This window comes from Sinisalibacter aestuarii (assembly GCF_027923545.1).
Classification (GTDB): Bacteria; Pseudomonadota; Alphaproteobacteria; order Rhodobacterales; family Rhodobacteraceae; genus Sinisalibacter; species Sinisalibacter aestuarii.
On record NZ_BROH01000002.1, the window covers coordinates 204056 to 221763 of the forward strand.

General features: G+C 67.3%; 18 protein-coding genes. 13 read left to right on the forward strand and 5 right to left on the reverse strand.

All coding sequences use genetic code 11. The features are described from left to right. From QMG28_RS05900 to QMG28_RS05915, 4 genes are read right to left on the reverse strand one after another with little or no spacing between them, the layout of a single operon-like run. Nucleotides 1-1314: an NAD(P)H-binding protein gene (locus QMG28_RS05900; protein WP_281841287.1), complete on the reverse strand. Its 1314-nt coding sequence runs from the start codon at nt 1312-1314 to the stop codon at nt 1-3. Further along, nucleotides 1311-2333 carry a YcjF family protein gene (locus QMG28_RS05905; protein ID WP_281841288.1) on the reverse strand — a complete coding sequence of 341 codons (1023 nt, stop codon included), beginning with the start codon at nt 2331-2333 and terminating at the stop codon, nt 1311-1313. The genes QMG28_RS05900 and QMG28_RS05905 overlap by 4 nt, the downstream gene beginning before the upstream one ends. Then, nucleotides 2330-2806, reverse strand: a complete 477-nt coding sequence (locus tag QMG28_RS05910; protein ID WP_281841289.1) for a GNAT family N-acetyltransferase — start codon at nt 2804-2806, stop codon at nt 2330-2332. Before QMG28_RS05910 ends, QMG28_RS05905 begins: the two co-directional genes overlap by 4 nt. Continuing rightward, nucleotides 2803-4218, reverse strand: a complete 1416-nt coding sequence (locus QMG28_RS05915) for a YcjX family GTP-binding protein (RefSeq protein ID WP_281841290.1) — start codon at nt 4216-4218, stop codon at nt 2803-2805. Before QMG28_RS05915 ends, QMG28_RS05910 begins: the two co-directional genes overlap by 4 nt. Nucleotides 4219-4443: 225 nt before the next feature. Here QMG28_RS05915 and truA point away from each other — a divergent pair, with 225 nt between their 5' ends. The 11 genes from truA (at nt 4444) to QMG28_RS05970 (ending at nt 13986) form a co-directional block, all read left to right on the forward strand. Further along, a complete protein-coding gene (truA, locus tag QMG28_RS05920) occupies nt 4444-5223 on the forward strand; it encodes a tRNA pseudouridine(38-40) synthase TruA (RefSeq protein WP_281841291.1) in 780 nt (259 codons plus the stop codon). Between the two features lie 51 nt (nt 5224-5274). Beyond that, nucleotides 5275-5523 carry a hypothetical protein gene (locus QMG28_RS05925; protein ID WP_281841292.1) on the forward strand — a complete coding sequence of 83 codons (249 nt, stop codon included), beginning with the start codon at nt 5275-5277 and terminating at the stop codon, nt 5521-5523. Nucleotides 5524-5526: 3 nt separating this feature from the next. Next, entirely contained in the window at nt 5527-5895 is a 369-nt protein-coding gene (locus tag QMG28_RS05930) for a type II toxin-antitoxin system death-on-curing family toxin (RefSeq protein ID WP_281841293.1), read from the forward strand. A 69-nt stretch (nt 5896-5964) separates the two neighbouring features. After that, complete coding sequence (parE, locus tag QMG28_RS05935) at nt 5965-7920, forward strand: DNA topoisomerase IV subunit B (RefSeq protein ID WP_281841294.1); 1956 nt, start codon at nt 5965-5967, stop codon at nt 7918-7920. Nucleotides 7921-8321: 401 nt separating this feature from the next. Beyond that, a complete protein-coding gene (locus QMG28_RS05940; protein WP_281841295.1) occupies nt 8322-8831 on the forward strand; it encodes a hypothetical protein in 510 nt (169 codons plus the stop codon). 158 nt (nt 8832-8989) lie between these two features. Then, complete coding sequence (locus QMG28_RS05945; protein WP_281841296.1) at nt 8990-10105, forward strand: 4Fe-4S dicluster domain-containing protein; 1116 nt, start codon at nt 8990-8992, stop codon at nt 10103-10105. Nucleotide 10106: 1 nt separating this feature from the next. Further along, nucleotides 10107-10574 carry a cyclic nucleotide-binding domain-containing protein gene (locus tag QMG28_RS05950; protein ID WP_281841297.1) on the forward strand — a complete coding sequence of 156 codons (468 nt, stop codon included), beginning with the start codon at nt 10107-10109 and terminating at the stop codon, nt 10572-10574. Further along, nucleotides 10561-11397: an FAD/NAD(P)-binding protein gene (locus QMG28_RS05955; RefSeq protein ID WP_281841298.1), complete on the forward strand. Its 837-nt coding sequence runs from the start codon at nt 10561-10563 to the stop codon at nt 11395-11397. Before QMG28_RS05950 ends, QMG28_RS05955 begins: the two co-directional genes overlap by 14 nt. 1 nt (nt 11398) lies before the next feature. Further along, nucleotides 11399-12169 carry an NADH-quinone oxidoreductase subunit B family protein gene (locus QMG28_RS05960; protein ID WP_281841299.1) on the forward strand — a complete coding sequence of 257 codons (771 nt, stop codon included), beginning with the start codon at nt 11399-11401 and terminating at the stop codon, nt 12167-12169. Next, nucleotides 12162-13472: a Ni/Fe hydrogenase subunit alpha gene (locus QMG28_RS05965; protein WP_281841300.1), complete on the forward strand. Its 1311-nt coding sequence runs from the start codon at nt 12162-12164 to the stop codon at nt 13470-13472. Before QMG28_RS05960 ends, QMG28_RS05965 begins: the two co-directional genes overlap by 8 nt. Nucleotides 13473-13545: 73 nt before the next feature. Continuing rightward, entirely contained in the window at nt 13546-13986 is a 441-nt protein-coding gene (locus tag QMG28_RS05970; RefSeq protein WP_281841301.1) for a hydrogenase maturation protease, read from the forward strand. On the opposite strand, the gene QMG28_RS05975 is transcribed toward QMG28_RS05970, so the two are convergent. Continuing rightward, a complete protein-coding gene (locus tag QMG28_RS05975) occupies nt 13983-15338 on the reverse strand; it encodes a phospholipase D-like domain-containing protein (protein WP_281841302.1) in 1356 nt (451 codons plus the stop codon). The two genes, QMG28_RS05970 and QMG28_RS05975, sit on opposite strands and share 4 nt — an antisense overlap. Before the next feature lie 198 nt (nt 15339-15536). Here QMG28_RS05975 and QMG28_RS05980 point away from each other — a divergent pair, with 198 nt between their 5' ends. Further along, nucleotides 15537-16352, forward strand: a complete 816-nt coding sequence (locus QMG28_RS05980) for an HAD-IIB family hydrolase (protein ID WP_281841303.1) — start codon at nt 15537-15539, stop codon at nt 16350-16352. Continuing rightward, nucleotides 16345-17574, forward strand: a complete 1230-nt coding sequence (locus tag QMG28_RS05985; protein ID WP_281841304.1) for a glycosyltransferase family protein — start codon at nt 16345-16347, stop codon at nt 17572-17574. The genes QMG28_RS05980 and QMG28_RS05985 overlap by 8 nt, the downstream gene beginning before the upstream one ends. The last annotated feature ends 134 nt before the right edge of the window (nt 17575-17708 follow it).

The following is a 17708-nucleotide window of genomic DNA, read 5'->3' on the forward strand; positions in this document are numbered from 1 at the left end:
TCAGCGCGTGTCCATCATCACCCGCGTGGCGAGCGCGGCGACGATGACGAGCAACAAGTTCGCCCCTGCGCCGAACGGATCGCCCCACATATAGGGCGCCAGCAGCGTCAGCGCCGCGCCATAGAAGATCGCGACGAAGACCATCACCACCAGCACCCGCACCGCCCAGCGCCGCACGAAGAGCGACAGGCCAAGCACGATGGACATCGCCGAGATCGCCCCGACGACGATCCGCCCGGTAAACACGGGCATCCCGTGCGCCGCGAGCGTTTCCGCCATCCGGTCGATCGCGCCGAGGCCCGCCGCGCCACGCCAGACCCAGCTCAGCGCGAGGGCAAAAATAAGCAGGGGCGTCAAAAGCTGGACCCGCGCAAACAGCCGGTCTTCGACCGCCGCCGGCATGTCCTGAAACGTTTCTTCCAGCGTCAGCGCCGGGCGGCCCAGCGCCTTGCGCGTTTCGGCGGGATTGCCCGTCACCCCCATCTCGATGGCGGCAAGGGCGGTGCTGCGCATCGGCGAACGCCAGCCGAGCTTGCCGAGCCCGTCGGCGATACGCCCGATCAGCCGCACCATGCCCAGCGGGATCGCTAGCGTCACCCGCGCCGGCGCGAAGCCGAGCCAGCGGCGGGTGCCTGAAATGATGTCGACCAGCGGGCGCGGTTCGGCCTCGACAAGATCGGCCTCGGTGCCCGGCGGCGTGCGCCGCTCCACCGCCCGCACCACAGCACGCGAAACGTCTTGCACCGAAACGGTCTGCACCGGCGCGGCGGGCAAGGCGACAGGCTGGATGATCGGCACGCCCGCCAGCATCCGGATCAGCGTGGTGCCGCCGTAGGAGGAGGGCGCGATCACCAGACCGGGGCGGAAAATCCACCAATCGGTCTGCGCCTCGCGGATCAGCGCATCGCCATCGGCCTTGGTGCGGAAAAACGGCAGGGGCGCATCGGGCCGGGCGCCGCTGGCCGAGATCTGCACCAGCCCCACCCCCGCCTTCTCGCAGGCCAGCACCAGCGCGCCGATGGCGTGCAGGTGCACCAGTTCCAGATTGTCCTGCGCATTGTCCTGCAAGGCGCCGGCGCAGTTCACCACCATATCCACCCCGTCGATCAGCGGCTTCCAGTCGTCGGGATGGATGAGGGCGCGCATATCGCGCAGCAGCCACGGAAAGTCCGGCAAGACCCGATGCGCCGCCGCCTTGTCGCGCCCGAAGGCCAGCACGTCGTGGCCTCGGTCGGCCAGTGCGCGCGCCACATTCGCCCCGATCAGCCCATAGGCGCCGAGGACGAGAACGCGGGAGGGCTCATCGGTCGTCATGCCTGACTGTCTCCCCGGCCCTTGCCGGTGTCAAACACTCCCGCAAGCGCCCGGCTGAGGATCGCCGTCACGCTGGGGCGGGATCTGGCGACAAAGGGCAAGGGGCGGCACACTTCCATCGCCGCGACGCCGACGCGGGCGGTGAGCGCGCCGTTGACCACGCCCTCGCCAAAGCGGCGGCTGAGCTTGGACAGCACCGAGCCGCCGGCGAGCGAGCCGATCAGGTCATCGCCCACCGCAACCGCCCCGGTGGCGACCAGATGGGTCAGCACCGCGCGGGTCAGCCGCCAGCTGCCGAGCGCGCCGGAGCGCCCGCCATAGACCTCGGCGATACGGCGGATCATGCGGATATTGGCGGTGAGGGCGGTGGCGAGATCGGCCAGCGCGATGGGCACGATGGCCGTCACCGTCGCCACCTGCCGGGCGGCGGCCTCGATCTCGCGCGTGGCCAGCAGATCGAGCGGCGCGATCAGCTCGGCCTCGGTCAACGCCAGCAATCCATCGGCATCGAACAGCTCGCCTTCGCGCGCCGCCAGCCGGTCCAGCCCCCATGCCAGTTCGTCGCGGCCCCGGTAGAGCCGCTTCAGGCTCGCCACCACGCCACGCGCGCCCTCCAGATCGTCGCGCGCGGCGGCGGCCTCCGCCGCGGATTGCAGCCGGTCGACCCGGCGCAGGCGGGCAAAGGCCGCCAGTTCGCGCAGCGCGATGATGGCCAGAACGATGAGAAAGGCCGCCACCAGCACCGTGGCGATAAGGCCCAGCACCGGGTTTTGCGCAAGCAGGGTGGTGACGAAGTTCCACGCCGCAATCGAGGCGACGAAGCTCACCAGCGCACCCGCCAGGCCCCAGAACCAGCGCCCCAGCCGCGAGGGCCTGCGCGCGGCGAGCCGGGCGGCGATCTGCATCGCGGCAGGCTCCGGCAAGGCCGGATCGGGTTCGGGCACCGGCGGCGCGGTCGCCGGGCTTTCGGCGGGCGTGTCGAGCTCGATCAGCACCGGGCCGTTCTTCGCGTCGCTCATCGCCGTTTCTCCCACAGATACTTGATATCGGGCAGTTTTTCGTCATTGCGCGCGCCGCCGGTGCGGGCCACCTCGATAAAGCCATGGCCCTCGTAGAAACTGCGCGCGGCGTGGTTGAACTGGAAGGTCCACAATTCCAGCCGCGCCGCCCGCCTCTGCGCCCTCTCGATCAGCCGCCGGCCCACGCCCTGCCCGCGTGCGCCCCGGGCGACGTAGAGCGCGACCACCTCATGCCCGTCGCGGGCGAGAAACCCCTGCACCGCGCCGCCGCGCCGCGCCACGCTCACCCAGCCGCGCCGGACAAGCTCGGCGGCAAAGCCCTGCTCCTCGTCGCGCCGGTGGATGCGCGGCATCCAGTCGGTCTCGTCGATCCAGTCCGACAGGATATCGCCGATGGCCGGGGCCTCGTCGGGCCGGGCCGGGCCGACAGAGAGCCGCCCGGCGGGCCGGAGCCTGTCGCGCAGCACCTTCACAGCCGATCCCCGATCAGAAAATCCGCCGCCCGGTCGAGCCGGATATGCGGCGGCCCCTCGCCCGGCTTCAGCCGCAACTCGGCCGGGGCGAAGCGCATCACCGCATAATCGGCGTCAAGCCACTTGTCCGCCCCGTCCCGTGCCGGGCCGATCAGGCGCATCGGGTCTTCGGGCAGCGCACCGGGATAGAAGGCGGCGGATCTGCCACTGTCTTCCAGCGTGCCACGCACGCAATCGAGCTTGCGCCCGGCATGGTCGATCGTGTCTTCCGTGGTGGTGCGCAGCGCGGCGATCGACATCGCGGCGGTATCCGCCCCGGCAAAATCCGCCCGGTCGCGCGCCTCGCGCATCATCGCCGCCATGATCTCCGTAAGCTGGCGGTGCTGGCTGTGATGCAGGTGATCGGCCTTGGTGGCGGCGAACAGGATGCGCTCCACCCGGTGCATTCCCAGCAATTGCTTGAGAAAGGCGTTGCGGCCCGGATTGAACGCCTTGAGGATCTCGGCCATCGCCCGGCGCAGATCGTCGAACTGGGCTGGCCCGGCATTGATCGCGCCCAGCACATCGACCAGCACCACCTGCCGGTCAATCCGGCGGAAATGCTTGTGAAAGAAGGGTTTAACCACTTTGGCCTTGTAGGCTTCGAAGCGCCGCTCCATCTCGCGCCAGAGCGATTTGCGCGCCGCGCCGTCGGGCCTCGGCAGCGGCGCGAAGGTGAGCGCCGGGCTGCCCTCCATCTCGCCCGGCAGCAAAAAGCGGCCCGGCGTGCAATCGGAATAGCCCGCCTCGCGCGCGCCGTGGAGATAGCGGGTGAAGGCGGCGGCGAGCGCCTTGGCGTCGGCCTCGGCGAAATCGCCCGCGCCATCGGCCTTGTCGGCGGCCGACAGGAATTCCGAGGCCATCGGCCGGGCGGCGATCCGCCCCAGCACCTCGCGCGACCAGTCGTCATAGCCCTTGTCGAGCAATTCCAGATCGAGCAGCCATTCGCCGGGGTAATCGACGATATCGAGATGCACCGTGCGCGGGCTGCGCAGGCCCGAGAGCAGCCCGCCCGGCTTCACCCGGAAGCTCAGCCGAAGCTGCGACACCGCCCGCGTGCCCTCCGGCCAATGCGGCCGCGGCCCGGTCAGCGCGGCCAGATGCGCCTCATAGTCGAAGCGCGGCACGGTGTCGTCGGGTTGCGGCTGCAGGAAGGCGGTGAGGATACGCCCCTCGGCGGCGGGCACGAGCTGCGCCATCCGCGCCCGGTCGAGCAGGTTCGCCACCAGCGAGGTGATGAACACCGTCTTGCCCGCCCGGCTGAGGCCGGTGACGCCGAGCCGGATCACCGGCTCGAACAGCGCTTCGTTCACCCCCTCGCCGACCGCTTCCACCTGTCGGACGATTCCGTCTGCGATATCACCCAGCCCCAATGGCCGATCTCCTCGTGTTTCCTTCTAGATAGGGGTTTCGCGCCGGCTGCGCCAGCGCGACCGGGCGGGGGGGGCGCTGCCCCCCGGACCTGTAGGTCCGCGCTCCAGCGCGGGCCAGAACCCGGCAGGCGTGTTTGCTTGCAAATACGCCGAGAGGGCCCGGGGAGTATTTCCGCAAGGGTGAAGGGGATTGCCGGGGGTCGCGGGGCGGGTTATCCCGCGCTCATGCCCCGCTATGCGCTCAAGATCGAATATGACGGCGGGCCGTTTGCCGGCTGGCAGCGGCAGGCCGACCAGCCCTCGGTTCAGGGCGCGGTGGAAGCGGCGCTGGCGAAGCTGGAGGCGGACATGCCGTCGATCGCGGCGGCGGGGCGGACCGATGCGGGGGTTCATGCGTTTGGGCAAGTGGCGCATTGCGACATGGCGAAGGATTGGGACCCGTTCCGGCTGATGGAGGCGGTGAATTACCATCTGAAGCCCGCGCCGGTGGCAGTGGTCGCCTGCGCTGCGGTGGACGAGGAGTTTCACGCCCGGTTCTCGGCGGTCGAGCGGCGCTATCTGTTCCGGCTGGTGAGCCGCCGCGCGCCGCTGGTGCATGACAGGGGCCGGGCCTGGCGGGTGGGCCATCCGCTCGACGCGGACGCGATGCAGGCGGGGGCCGAGAGGCTGGTGGGGCGGCACGATTTCACCACTTTCCGCTCGGTGCAATGCCAGGCCGACAGCCCGGTGAAAACGCTCGACGAGCTGAGGGTGGAGGAGCTGCCCTATCCCGGCGGCGTGGAGTTTCGCTTCCACGTGCGCGCCCGGAGTTTCCTGCACAATCAGGTGCGCAGCTTCGTCGGCACGCTGGAGCGGGTGGGTGCGGGGGCGTGGAACCCGGATGACGTGACGGCGGCGCTGGCGGCGCGCGACCGGGCGGCCTGCGGGCCGGTCTGCCCGCCGGAGGGGCTGTATCTGGCCGGGGTGGGTTACCCGGAAGATCCGTTCGGCGACATCGGTCCTTGAAAAGATGTGCAGTTGAATGTATATTCAAATGCATATTCAGGAGCATAAACGATGACCCGTCTTCTCACCCGCAATATCTGCACGATGACCGAGCTGCGCGAGCCGCAGAAGGTGCTCGACCGCGCCAATGGCGAACCGGTGGCGGTGCTGAAAAACTCCAAGGTGGTGGCCTATCTGGTGCCGGAACAAAGCATGGCGCTGGAGGAGCACCGGCCGCTGAGCCGGGACGATCTGGACGACATCCTGACCCGCACCCGCCAACGCAGCCAGCCCGTGCTCGATTACCTCAAAGACAAGTAACCGATGTTCACCCTCACCGCCGAACTGGTCGAGGCGATCCATGACGAGGTGCTGAACCCCGGCGAGCTGGCCGGGCGGGCGATGCACAAGTCGCTCGAAGGGGCGCTTGCGCGGGTCGATACCCGGCTTGCCTATGGGATGGTGGGCGACGTTTACGACCTCTCGGCGCTTTATGCTGTGGTCATCGCCACCGGGCATTGCTTCAACGACGCCAACAAGCGCACGGCATTCCGGTCGATGGAGGTCTGCCTCGAAGCGAACGGCGTGTCACCGACATGGGACGTGCAGGAAATCGGCGACATCATCATCCGGGTCGCGCAGGGGCTGATCGACGAGGCGGCGCTGGCCGATTGGCTGCGGGGGCGGGGCTGACCACAACATATTGCCCCGGCCCTGCCCAGATGGTCTAATAGCGCCCAATCAAGAGCAGGAACCTCCAGTATGGCCAACGATCTCCTATCCGGGAACGCCGACATCTATGACGCCTCATCCATCGAGGTGCTGGAGGGGCTCGAGCCCGTGCGCCAGCGCCCCGGCATGTATATCGGCGGCACCGATGAGCGCGCGCTGCATCACATGGTGGCCGAGATCCTCGACAACTCGATGGACGAGGCCGTGGCGGGGCACGCCAACCGGATCGAAGTGGAGCTGCACGAGGATTATTCCCTCACCGTGCGCGATAACGGGCGCGGCATGCCCTTCGACCCGCACCCGAAATTTCCCGGCAAATCGGCGCTGGAAGTGATCCTCTGCACCCTGCATGCGGGCGGCAAGTTCTCCGGCAAAGCCTATCAGACCTCCGGCGGCCTGCATGGCGTCGGCGCCTCCGTCGTCAACGCGCTGTCGGATTCGATGGTCGTTCAGGTCGCCCGCGACAAGCGCCTGGTCGAACAACGCTTCTCGCGCGGCATCCCGCTCGGCCCGGTGGAAGAGATCGGCGCCGCCCCCAACCGGCGCGGCACCACCACCACGTTCCACGCCGATGAGCAGATTTTTGGACATCACCGGTTCAAACCGAAGCGGCTCTTCACCATGGTCCGCTCCAAGGCCTATCTGTTTTCCGGCGTGGAGATCCGCTGGAAATCGGCGATCGACGATGGCGAGACGCCGCGCGAGGCCAGCTTTCACTTCCCCGGCGGGCTGGCCGACTACCTCAAGGAAAGCCTCGAAGGCGCGAGCACCTATTCCGATGGCGGCTTCCACGGCAAGGTGGAGTTCCGCGAGAAGTTCAACGAGCCGGGCTATGTGGAATGGGCGATCAACTGGACGCCGGCGCGCGACGGCTTCATCCAGTCCTACTGCAACACCGTGCCGACCCCCGAGGGCGGCACCCATGTGGCGGGGTTCTGGGCCGCGATCCTGAAGGGGATCAAGGCCTATGGCGAGCTGGTGGGCAACAAGAAGGCCGCCAGCATCACCCGCGACGATCTGATCACCGGCGGCTGCGCGCTGGTCTCGACCTTCATCGCCGACCCGGCCTTTGTCGGCCAGACCAAGGACCGGCTTTCGACCGAAAGTGCCGCGAAGATGGTGGAAGGCGCGGTGCGCGACCATTTCGACAACTGGCTGGCGGCCGACACCAAGAGCGCGGGGGCGATCCTCGACTTTCTCGTGCTGCGCGCCGAGGAACGGCTGCGCCGGCGGCAGGAGAAGGAAACCCAGCGCAAATCGGCCACCAAGAAGCTGCGCCTGCCCGGCAAGCTGGTGGATTGCGCCAGCACCGACCGGTCGGGCACCGAGCTGTTCATTGTCGAGGGCGACTCGGCGGGCGGCTCGGCCAAGATGGCGCGCGACCGGAAAACGCAGGCGCTCCTGCCGCTGCGCGGCAAGATCCTCAACGTGCTGGGCGCGGCAAGCTCGAAGCTCGGCCAGAACCAGGAGATCAACGATCTCTGCCAGGCGCTTGGCGTGGGCATGGGCACGAAGTTCCGCGTCGACGATCTGCGCTATGACAAGATCATCATCATGACCGACGCCGATGTCGACGGGGCGCATATCGCCTCGCTGCTGATGACGTTTTTCTTCACCCAGATGCGGCCTTTGATCGACCACGGGCATCTCTACCTGGCCTGCCCGCCGCTCTACCGGCTGACGCAGGGGGCGCAACGGCTCTATGTGGCCGACGATGCGGAGAAGGATCTGTGGATGGAGAAGGGCCTCGGCGGCAAGGGCAAGATCGACGTACAGCGCTTCAAGGGGCTTGGCGAGATGGACGCCAAGGATCTGAAAGACACGACGATGAACCCGGCGACGCGCAAGCTGATCCGGGTGACGATCGACGAGGACGAGCCGGGGGAGACCGGCGATCTGGTGGAACGGCTGATGGGCAAGAAGCCGGAACTCAGGTTCCAGTATATTCAGGAGAATGCGCGGTTTGTTGAGGAGCTGGATGTTTGAGGGGCGAGCTCGCACAGGCAGGTAGAATATTGATATCGCTTATGTTAGCGGAAACATTCTTTGCAGAAAGGGTGAGGCACGCATGAATGCGCACCCTACGGCATCCGCTCAACGCGGCATGTGAAAAACTCATGTGTTACAAGGTCAGAACAATCTCTGATTTCATCATGCATATCTTTCGCTCATGGCGACGGTCCGTGCCCTCACGATAGGCGACCGTAGGGTGGGCTTTCAGCCCACCGATCTGCCCCACCCTACCCCCCAGCCACAGGTCATCGCATGGGCGCGGCTGCTCCGGCTCGGTGCGCCGCTCGATCCGGCAAATGCCCCCACCCCCCTTCCCCCGCCCGGCCTTGCTCGGCTAGGCTCTGCCCGTCTGCTATTTTATCCGGAGCATTTCGATGAAGCGTCTGCTGGCCGTTCTTGCCTGTCTCACCCTCCCCTCCGCCGCGGCGGCGCAGGATCCCAACCATTGGGCCTATATCGGCTGGTGGGATGTGGATTACCTGCCCGGTCTGCGGGGCTGCGCCGCCACGGTCGAGTTCGATGAAGGCATCAACTTTCTGATCGGGATCGACACATCGTCGGGCGAGGCCGAGCTGGCCATCGCGGTGATGCACCGGGCATGGGACACGATTTCGGAAGGCTCCAGCTACGATCTCACCGTTCAGTTCGACAGCCGCAACCCCTGGGAGGTGGACGCCACCGGGCTGCGGCTCGACAGTCTCTACGGCCTGCTGATCTCGGAGCGGGTGGACAGCGGCAATGCCGCGCCCTTCGCCAACGAGTTCCAGCGCTCCTATTCGATGACATGGCGCTACCGGGGCGACAATCTGGGCAAGCTCTCGCTGAAAGACAGCCGCCGCGCGCTCGACAGTGCGATCGAATGCACGCAGGCCTATCTGCGCTGACCGGCGGGTCGTTGCATCCGCAAAATATTCAACGTTATGAATTGATTGGGATCATCGCGCGCGGCGCCCATCCATGATCAAGTCCGACTCGAATCTTTACGCGCGTCAGAAATCGGGTGCCCAAGCGGCAGGAGGCGGATAATGATCTGTAGGACGTCATGAGCGGGGCCGCTGCCAAAGCAGGCCCCGTTGTCATTGATGCGGGCGGGTTCGATGCGTTGATCGCCGCGCTGGCCGCTGAGGGGCGCGAGGTGCTCGGGCCGGTGAAACGCGATGGCGCGATCGTTTATGACGCGATTTCCGGGCAGGGCGATCTGCCGAAGGGCTGGGTCGACGAGCAATCCGGCGGCCATTACCGGCTGAGCCGGGAGGGCGAGGCCTATTTCGGCGCCACGCTCGGGCCGCAGGGCTGGAAGCGGGTGCTGCACCCGCCGCAGCAGCGGCTCTGGCGCACCGAAGGCACCGGCGAGAACACCGGGATCATCGCCGAGCCGCTCGACACCGCCAAACGCGCCTTCATCGGCGTGCGCGCCTGCGATCTCGCCGCCATCGCGGTGCAGGACAAGGTGCTGACGGAGGGGCTCTACAAGGATCCCCATTACGCCGCCCGGCGCGAAAACCTGTTCATCGTCGCGGTGAATTGCACCCGCTCGGCGGCCACCTGTTTCTGCACCTCGATGGGCACCGGCCCGAAGGCGGACAAGGGCTATGACATCGCGCTGACCGAGCTGGAGGGCGGGCGCTTCCTGGCCGAAGCGGGCAGCGCGGCGGGCGAGGCGCGGCTTGCCGCCCTGCCCTCTGCCCCGGCGACGGACGCGCAGGCCCGGGAGGCCGAAGCCGGCATCGCCCAGGCCGCCGCGCAGCAGCGCCGGATCGACACTGACGGGCTGCCGGAACTGCTCAAGGAGCGGCCCGACCATCCGCGCTGGTCGGAAGTGGCCCAGCGCTGCCTCAACTGCGCCAATTGCACCCTCGTCTGCCCCACCTGCTTCTGCACCACGACCGACGAGGTGACCGCGCTGGACGGGCCGGAGACCGAGCGGGTGAACCGCTGGGGCTCCTGCTTCACCATGGATTTCTCTCACGTCCATGGCGGCGCGGTGCGCAAGGGGGCGAAATCGCGCTACCGGCAATGGATGACGCATAAACTCGGCACCTGGGTCGACCAGTTCGGCGAAATGGGCTGCGTCGGCTGCGGGCGCTGCATCAGCTGGTGCCCGGTGGGGATCGACATCACCGAAGAGGCCGCGGCGCTCCGCGGCTCGGGAGGCTGAGATGGCCATTCATGGATTGGAAGCGCTGCTGCGCGATCATCCGCGCTTCAGGGGAATGCCGGAGGAGTTCATCAGGGCCGTCGCCGGCTGCGGCAAGAACGTGGTGTTTCACAAGGGCGATTACCTGTTCCACGAGGGCGAGGATGCCAACGACATCTTCATGATCCGCGAAGGTCTGGTGTCGATGGAAATGGACGCCCCCGGCGCCGGGCCGCAGACCTTTCTGACCGAGACGGCGGGCGGGATGCTCGGGCTGAGCTGGCTGATCCCGCCTTACACCTGGACCTTCGACGCCCGCGCGCGCACCGATATCCGCGCCCTGGCCTTCGACGCGACCTGCCTGCGCGACAAGTGCGATGCCGACCCGGCACTTGGCTACGCGGTGATGAAACAATTCATGCCCGTGATCGTGGAGCGGCTTCACGATACGCGGGTGCAGATGCTGGATCTCTACCGTGCTCGCTCCTGACCTCCACACAGACCCGATGGTGCCGGTGCTGGCGCGCGTCACGCGCCGCATTCACGAGCTGTCCGATATCGTCACCTTCGAGATGGAGGTGGACGGATGGCAGGGCTTCGCGCCGGGCCAGTTCAACATGCTCTCCGTCTTCGGCGTGGGCGAGGTGCCGATCTCGATCTCCGGGCCGCTTTCGGACAGATCGAAGATCATCCACACGATCCGCGATGTGGGGCCGGTGAGCCATGCGCTCTGCGCTCTGCGCAAGGGCGCGGTGCTGGGCCTGCGCGGCCCCTATGGCGCGCCCTGGCCGGTCGAGGCGGCGCGCGGACGCGACGTGGTGGTGGTGGCGGGTGGCCTCGGCCTCGCGCCGGTGCGGCCGATCCTCTACGAGTTGATCGAGAACCGCGACAGATACGGCAAGGTCACGCTGCTTTACGGTGCGCGCAGCCCCCGCGAGATATTGTTTGCCGAAGAGCTGGGCCAGTGGCGTTCACGGCTCGATCTCGGCGTGGAAGTGAGTGTGGACCGGGGCGACGAACACTGGCACGGCCATGTCGGCGTGGTGACCGGGCTGTTGCGTGCCGCCGATTTCGACCCCGCGAACACCACCGCCTTCGTCTGCGGCCCGGAAATCATGATGCGCTTCGCCGCGAACGGGCTGGTGGAAGCCGGCATGGCCGCCACCGACATTCACCTGTCGATGGAGCGCAACATGCAGTGCGGGATCGGGCTGTGCGGCCATTGCCAGCTCGGGCCGGTCTTCGTCTGCAAGGATGGCCCGGTCTTCGACTGGGCCTTCCTCAAGCCGCTGATGGCGGTGAAGGAGTTGTGACATGAGAAAACCGAGACTTGGGGTCTGGAAATTCTCGTCCTGCGACGGCTGCCAGCTTTCGCTGCTCGACTGCGAGGACGAGCTGCTCGCCGTCGCCGGCGCGATCGACATCGCCTATTTCCCCGAAGCCACCCGCAAGGACGACGATGGCGGGCGCTACGATATCGCCTTCGTCGAGGGCAGCGTGACCACGCCACACGAGGCGGAGCTGATCCGCGACGTGCGCCAGCGGGCAGACACGCTGATCACGCTCGGGGCCTGCGCCACCTCGGGCGGCATCCAGGCGCTGAAGAACGGCGCGGATGTGACGGATTTCATCGCTGCCGTCTACGCCCATCCGGACTTCATCGACACGCTGGACACCGCCACGCCGATCTCGGACCACGTGAAGGTGGATTTCGAGCTGCGCGGCTGCCCGATCTCGAAACCCCACCTGATCGAGCTGGTCGCCGCCACGCTGGCGGGCCGCGCGCCGCAAACGCCGGCGCATTCGGTCTGCTATGAGTGCAAGCTTGCGGGCCATGTCTGCGTGATGGTGGCGGAGGGCAAGCCCTGCCTCGGCCCGGTCACCCATGCCGGCTGCGGCGCGCTCTGCCCGGGCTATGCGCGCGGCTGCTATGGCTGTTTCGGCCCGAAAGAGACACCCAACACCGCCGCGCTCGCCGCCCGGCTGGCCGGGAACGGCGCCGACAAGCGCCAGATCCACCGGCTGTTTTCCACCTTCAACACCAATGCGCCCGAGTTCCGCGAGGAGGCGAAAGCCCATGAGTGACGTGACCAAGCGTGACAAGACGATCAAGGTCGACATGCTCGCCCGCGTCGAGGGCGAAGGGGCGTTCAAGGTCGAGGTGAAGGACAACAAGGTGGTGCATACCGAGTTCCGCATCTTCGAGCCGCCGCGCTTTTTCGAGGCCTTCCTGCAAGGGCGCGACCACAGCGAGGCGCCCGACATCACCGCGCGGATCTGCGGCATCTGCCCGGTGGCCTACCAGATGAGCTCGGTGCAGGCGATGGAGATGGCGCTCGGCATCGAGGTGAGCCAGCCGATCAAGGACCTGCGCCGGCTCTTGTATTGCGGCGAGTGGATCGAAAGCCATGTGCTGCACGCCGCAATGCTGCATGCGCCCGACTTTCTCGGCTATGCCAGCGCGCTCGACATGGCGAAGGATCACCCGGATGTGGTGAAACTGGCGCTGGAGTATAAGAAAATCGGCAATTCCATCGTGTCGGCGGTGGGGGGCCGCGAGATTCACCCGATCAACGTCAAGGTCGGCGGCTGGTGGAAAGCGCCACCGAAGGCGAAGCTGCGCGAGGTGCAGGAAAACCTCAAACGCGCGCTCGACATGGCGGAAGCCTTCGTCGATTTCACCGCCTCGCTCGATTTCCCCGACAAGGAACGCGACTATCACATGGTCTGCATCGAAGAGCCGAACGGGCTTTACCCGATGTACGAGGGCACGCGGCTGATCTCGAACCGGGGGCTGGATATTCCGGTGACGGAGTTCAACGACACGTTCGACGAACACCACGTGAAGCAGTCGAACGCGCTTCAGGGCCGCACCAGGGATGGCGGGGCCTACCTGACCGGCCCGCTGCCGCGCTGGAACCTTGCCTATGACAAGCTGTCGGACCGGGCGAAGGCGGCGGCGGAACGGGTCGGGCTGGGGCGCGAGGTGAAAAACCCCTACCGCTCGATCACCGTGCGCGCGGTCGAAAGCCTCTATGCGGTCGAAGAAGCGATCCGGCTGATCGAGGATTACGAGGAGTTCGATCCGGCCTCGATGCCCGTCACGCCCCGCGCCGGCACCGGCATGGGGGCTTCGGAAGCGCCGCGCGGGATGCTGTTTCATCAATATACGCTGGAGCCGGATGGCGCGATCGCCAAGGCGCAGATCGTGCCGCCGACGGCGCAGAACCAGCCCTCGATCGAGGAAGACCTGGCCGAATATATCGCCGATATCCTCGACCGGCCCGATGACGAGATCCAGTGGCTGTGCGAACAGACCATTCGCAATTACGACCCCTGCATTTCCTGCGCGACGCATTTTCTCGATCTGACGATTGAGCGGGGTTAGATGAGGACAGGCCGGGGGGCGCTGCCCCCCGGACCCCCCGGGATATTTTGGGCAAGATGAAAGGGCAGCGGGTTTGAAACCGCTCGTGATCGGTGTGGGCAACGATTTTGCCGGGGACGATGCCGCCGGGCGGCTGGTGGCGCGTGCGCTGGCGGGGGCGGCAGGTTTCGACGTGGCCGAGACCCATGGCGCGGCGGCGGATATCGTCACGCTGATGGAGGGGCGCGACCGGGTTCTGATCGTGGATGCCTGCGCTTCGGGCGCGGCGGCAGGCAGGTTGCACCGGCTCGACGCAGGCGCGGACGATCTGCCGAGCTGGCTGCGCTCGGTTTCGTCGCACGGGATCGGCGTGGCCGAGGCGGTGGCGCTGGCGCGGGTGCTCGGCATCTTGCCGCCACGGGTGGAAATCTGGGCCATCGAGGGGGTGGCGTTCTGCACCGGCGACGCGGTGAGCCCGCAAGTGCAGGCCACGATCCGTGAGGTGGCCGGGGCGATCCCCGCTTATCTGGCCTAGAGCATCGGCGCGCCAAGGCGGAAGGTGGCCTCGGCCAGACGGCGCGGCAGGCGGGCGGGCCGGGTGCCGGTTTCGCAGGCAGGCGCCTGGGCTTCGAACCAGTCCGACACCGCATCGACGCTTTTCGCGTCGTAGAGGGCCAGAGCGGTTTCGAAGTTCAGGAGCATCGAGCGGATGTCGAAATTCGCCGAGCCGACGATGGCCACCCCGTCGATCACCATCGCCTTGGCGTGGATCATCCGCGGCGTATACCGCAGGATGGTGCACCCGACCTCTTCGAGATGGCGCAGATAGGCGCCCCGGGCGAAATCGGCGACCTTCTGGTTCGATGCGGCGGGCACCATGATCCGCACATCGCGCCCGAGCCGGGCGGCGGTGACCAGCGCGTGAAGGAGCTGGTCGGTGGGCAGGAAATAGGGCGTGGCGATCCAGATGCGCCGTTTGGCGGCGTGGATCTGGTGGACCAGCGCATCGTGCAGCCCGTCATGATCGAAATCCGGCCCCGACGGGATGAGCTGCGCCTCGGTGCTGCCCGGGCCGGTGGCCGGGGCGGTGACGGGCCGGGGCAGATCGCGGATCTCCTTGGCCCAGTCGGCCTCGAACACCTCGCGGTAGCGCGACACGACCGGGCCTTCGAGGGTGAAGCTCACATCGTTCCATGTCTCGGCCTTGTCGGGGGGCCCAAGGTAGAACGCGCCGACATTGCGCCCCCCGCCCCAGAGCCGCTGGCCATCGACCACCACCATCTTGCGGTGATTGCGCAGGTTCAGCCGGCCCGTCGCGGCGAGGCGCGGGAAGGGCGAGAACATCTGCAATTGCCCGCCCGCTTCGGTGAACCGCCTGAGCGCCCGGCGCGGGCGCCTCAGCGTGCCGATCTGGTCGAGGATCATCCGCACCTCGACGCCGCGCCCGGCGGCGGCGGTCAGCGCCGCGACGAATTCCCGGGAATAAGGGTCGGGGTCGAGCCGGTAGAGCATCACCTCGATCTGCGATTGCGCCGTGGCGATGAGACGGTCCAGCGTCTTGCGCGCCTCGGCGGCATCGCGGTCGAAGATCAGCCGGTTGCCATGGGTGACCGGCGGCACGCCGAAGCGGCGCAGCTGATCGTCGAGCGGATGAACGGGCTTCGGAGCGGCCCGTTCGGTAAAGGTGATCGGCTCGTAGCGGGTGCCGCGCTTGCGCACGCCGAAGGCGAAGAACAGCGGCACGCCGGCATAGGGCAATGTGACGATGAACAGGATCCATGCCAGCGCCGATTGCGGGCTGCGGCGCTGCTGCAGCACCCAGATGATCGCCGTGCCCGTCGCGAGCACGCCGATCACGATCATCGCATGGGTAAAGATAACGCTCATCGGCCTCGCTCCTGCGCCGCGCGGGCGGGTCTTGTTACAGATAGGCGGCGGGGGCGGGGGCGTAAAGATTTGCGGCACGGTTACGCCGGTGCCGATTTTGCGGGCGTGGCGCCCGATTTTCGGGCAGATCGCCGCCAATCCCGCCGCCCGGGGCCGCGCACGGTTCCGGCCCGCGATGCGGGCGGCTAGGCTGTCATCATGACACAGCACGCGCCGGGCACTCCCCGCCTCGTCGTCTTCACCGACCTCGATGGCACCCTGCTGGACCACGGCACCTATGCCCACGATGCCGCCGGGCCTGCCCTGGCGGCGCTCGCCGCGCGCGGGGCGCCGCTGGTGCTGGCCTCGTCGAAGACCGCCGCCGAGATCGCCCCGCTGCACAGGGCGCTGCGGCTTGGGCGGATACCGGCCATCGTCGAGAACGGCGCGGCGGTGTATCGGCCCGGCGAGCCGGGGCGCGGAGCGGCAGGCTATGCGCGCCTGCGCCGCGTGCTGGACGATCTGCCGGTGGATTTGCGGCGCGGTTTCAAAGGCTTCGGCGAGATGAGCGCGGCAGAGGTGGCGCGTGAGACCGGGCTGGCCCCGGCCGATGCGGCGCGGGCGAAACGCCGGGCCCATTCCGAGCCGGGGCTTTGGACCGGCAGCGCCGGGGGCCGTGCCGCCTTTATCGCCGCGCTTGCCGCGCAGGGGGTGACGGTGCGGCAGGGCGGACGGTTTCTCACCCTGTCCTTCGGCGGCACCAAGGCTGACCGGATGACCGGGATCGCGGCTGAACTCGGCGCGGACCTGACGCTGGCGCTCGGCGATGCGCCGAACGATGTGGAGATGCTGGAGGCCGCCGATTTCGGCGTGATCATCCGCAACGACCACGGCCCCGGCATCGGCCCGCTGCCCGGCGAGGCCACGGGCCGGATCACCCGCAGCGCCCGGCCCGGCCCGGAAGGCTGGAACGACGCGGTGCTCGGCTTTCTCGCAACCCACCCCGCGCGGGAGGCGCAGCGGACCCATGGCTGACTTCCATCAGAACGGCAATATCGCCCAGTTTCACAATCTGCGCGCCCGGCCGATCGAAGAGCTGGTCTATGAGCTCGAAGCCTTCGCCCAGACCCGCAAGATCACCCTGATCCTGCCCTCGCTCTATTCCGAACTGGAGGGCGAGGCGCTGCCGAACATCCTGCGTGAACTGGCGCATGTGCCCTATCTGCACCGGATCGTCATCGGGCTCGACCGGGCCGACGAGGCGCAATACCGCCATGCCCGCAGCTTCTTCGCCCGGCTGCCGCAGGAGCATGTGGTGCTGTGGAACGACAGCCCGCGGATGAAGGCCATCGGCGCACGGCTCGACGCGCTGGGGCTGGCCCCCCAGGAGCCGGGCAAGGGCAAGAATGTCTGGACGGCAATCGGCTATCTCATCGCCTGCGCCGACAGCGCGGTGATGGCGATCCATGATTGCGACATCCTCACCTATGACCGCGAGATGCTGGCGCGGCTGGTCTACCCGGTGGCGCATCCGGGATTTTCCTACCAATTGTCAAAGGGATACTACCCCCGGGTCGGCGGCGGAAAGCTGAATGGGCGGGTCACGCGGCTCCTGGTCAGTCCGCTGCTCATCGCGCTCAAGAAGGTGATCGGCGACCGCGACTATATCGAATATCTGCGCGCCTTTCGCTATCCGCTCTCGGGCGAGTTTGCCATGCGCACCGCCACCCTGCCCGATCTGCGCATCCCCTCGGATTGGGGGCTGGAGATCGGCGTGCTCTCGGAGGCCTGGCGCAATATGGGGCCGCATGCGGTTTGCCAGGTGGAGATCGCCGACCGCTACGACCACAAGCATCAGGAGATGAGCCGGGAGGACAGCCGCAAGGGGCTGAACCGGATGTCTGTCGACATTGCCAAGGCGATCTTTCGCAAGCTCGCCGCCGATGGCACGGTGTTTACCAACAACACCTTCCGCACCCTGCGCGCCACCTATTACCGCACCGCGCTCGACCTGCTGGAAGCCTATGCCAACGATGCGCGGATGAACGGCCTCACGCTCGACCGGCATGGCGAGGAGCGGGCCATCGAGCTGTTTGCCGAAAACATCGTGCGGGCGGGGAAAGCCTTTCTCGACAACCCGCATGAGACGCCGTTCATCCCGAACTGGAACCGGGTGAACGCGGCGGACCCGACGATCCTTGCCGATCTGCGCGCGGCGGCGGCGGCGGACGAGGCTGAGTTTGCCCCGGCGGAGTGAGCGGCGTGCGCGACGCGAGGGGACGGCGTCTTAACCATGGATGACCTGGCGAGCGGGCACGATCCCGGGGCCTTTTGGTATCAATGTGTTCGACGCCGTTCCGGAATCCGGAAATCCGGATTTGCGGATATTCC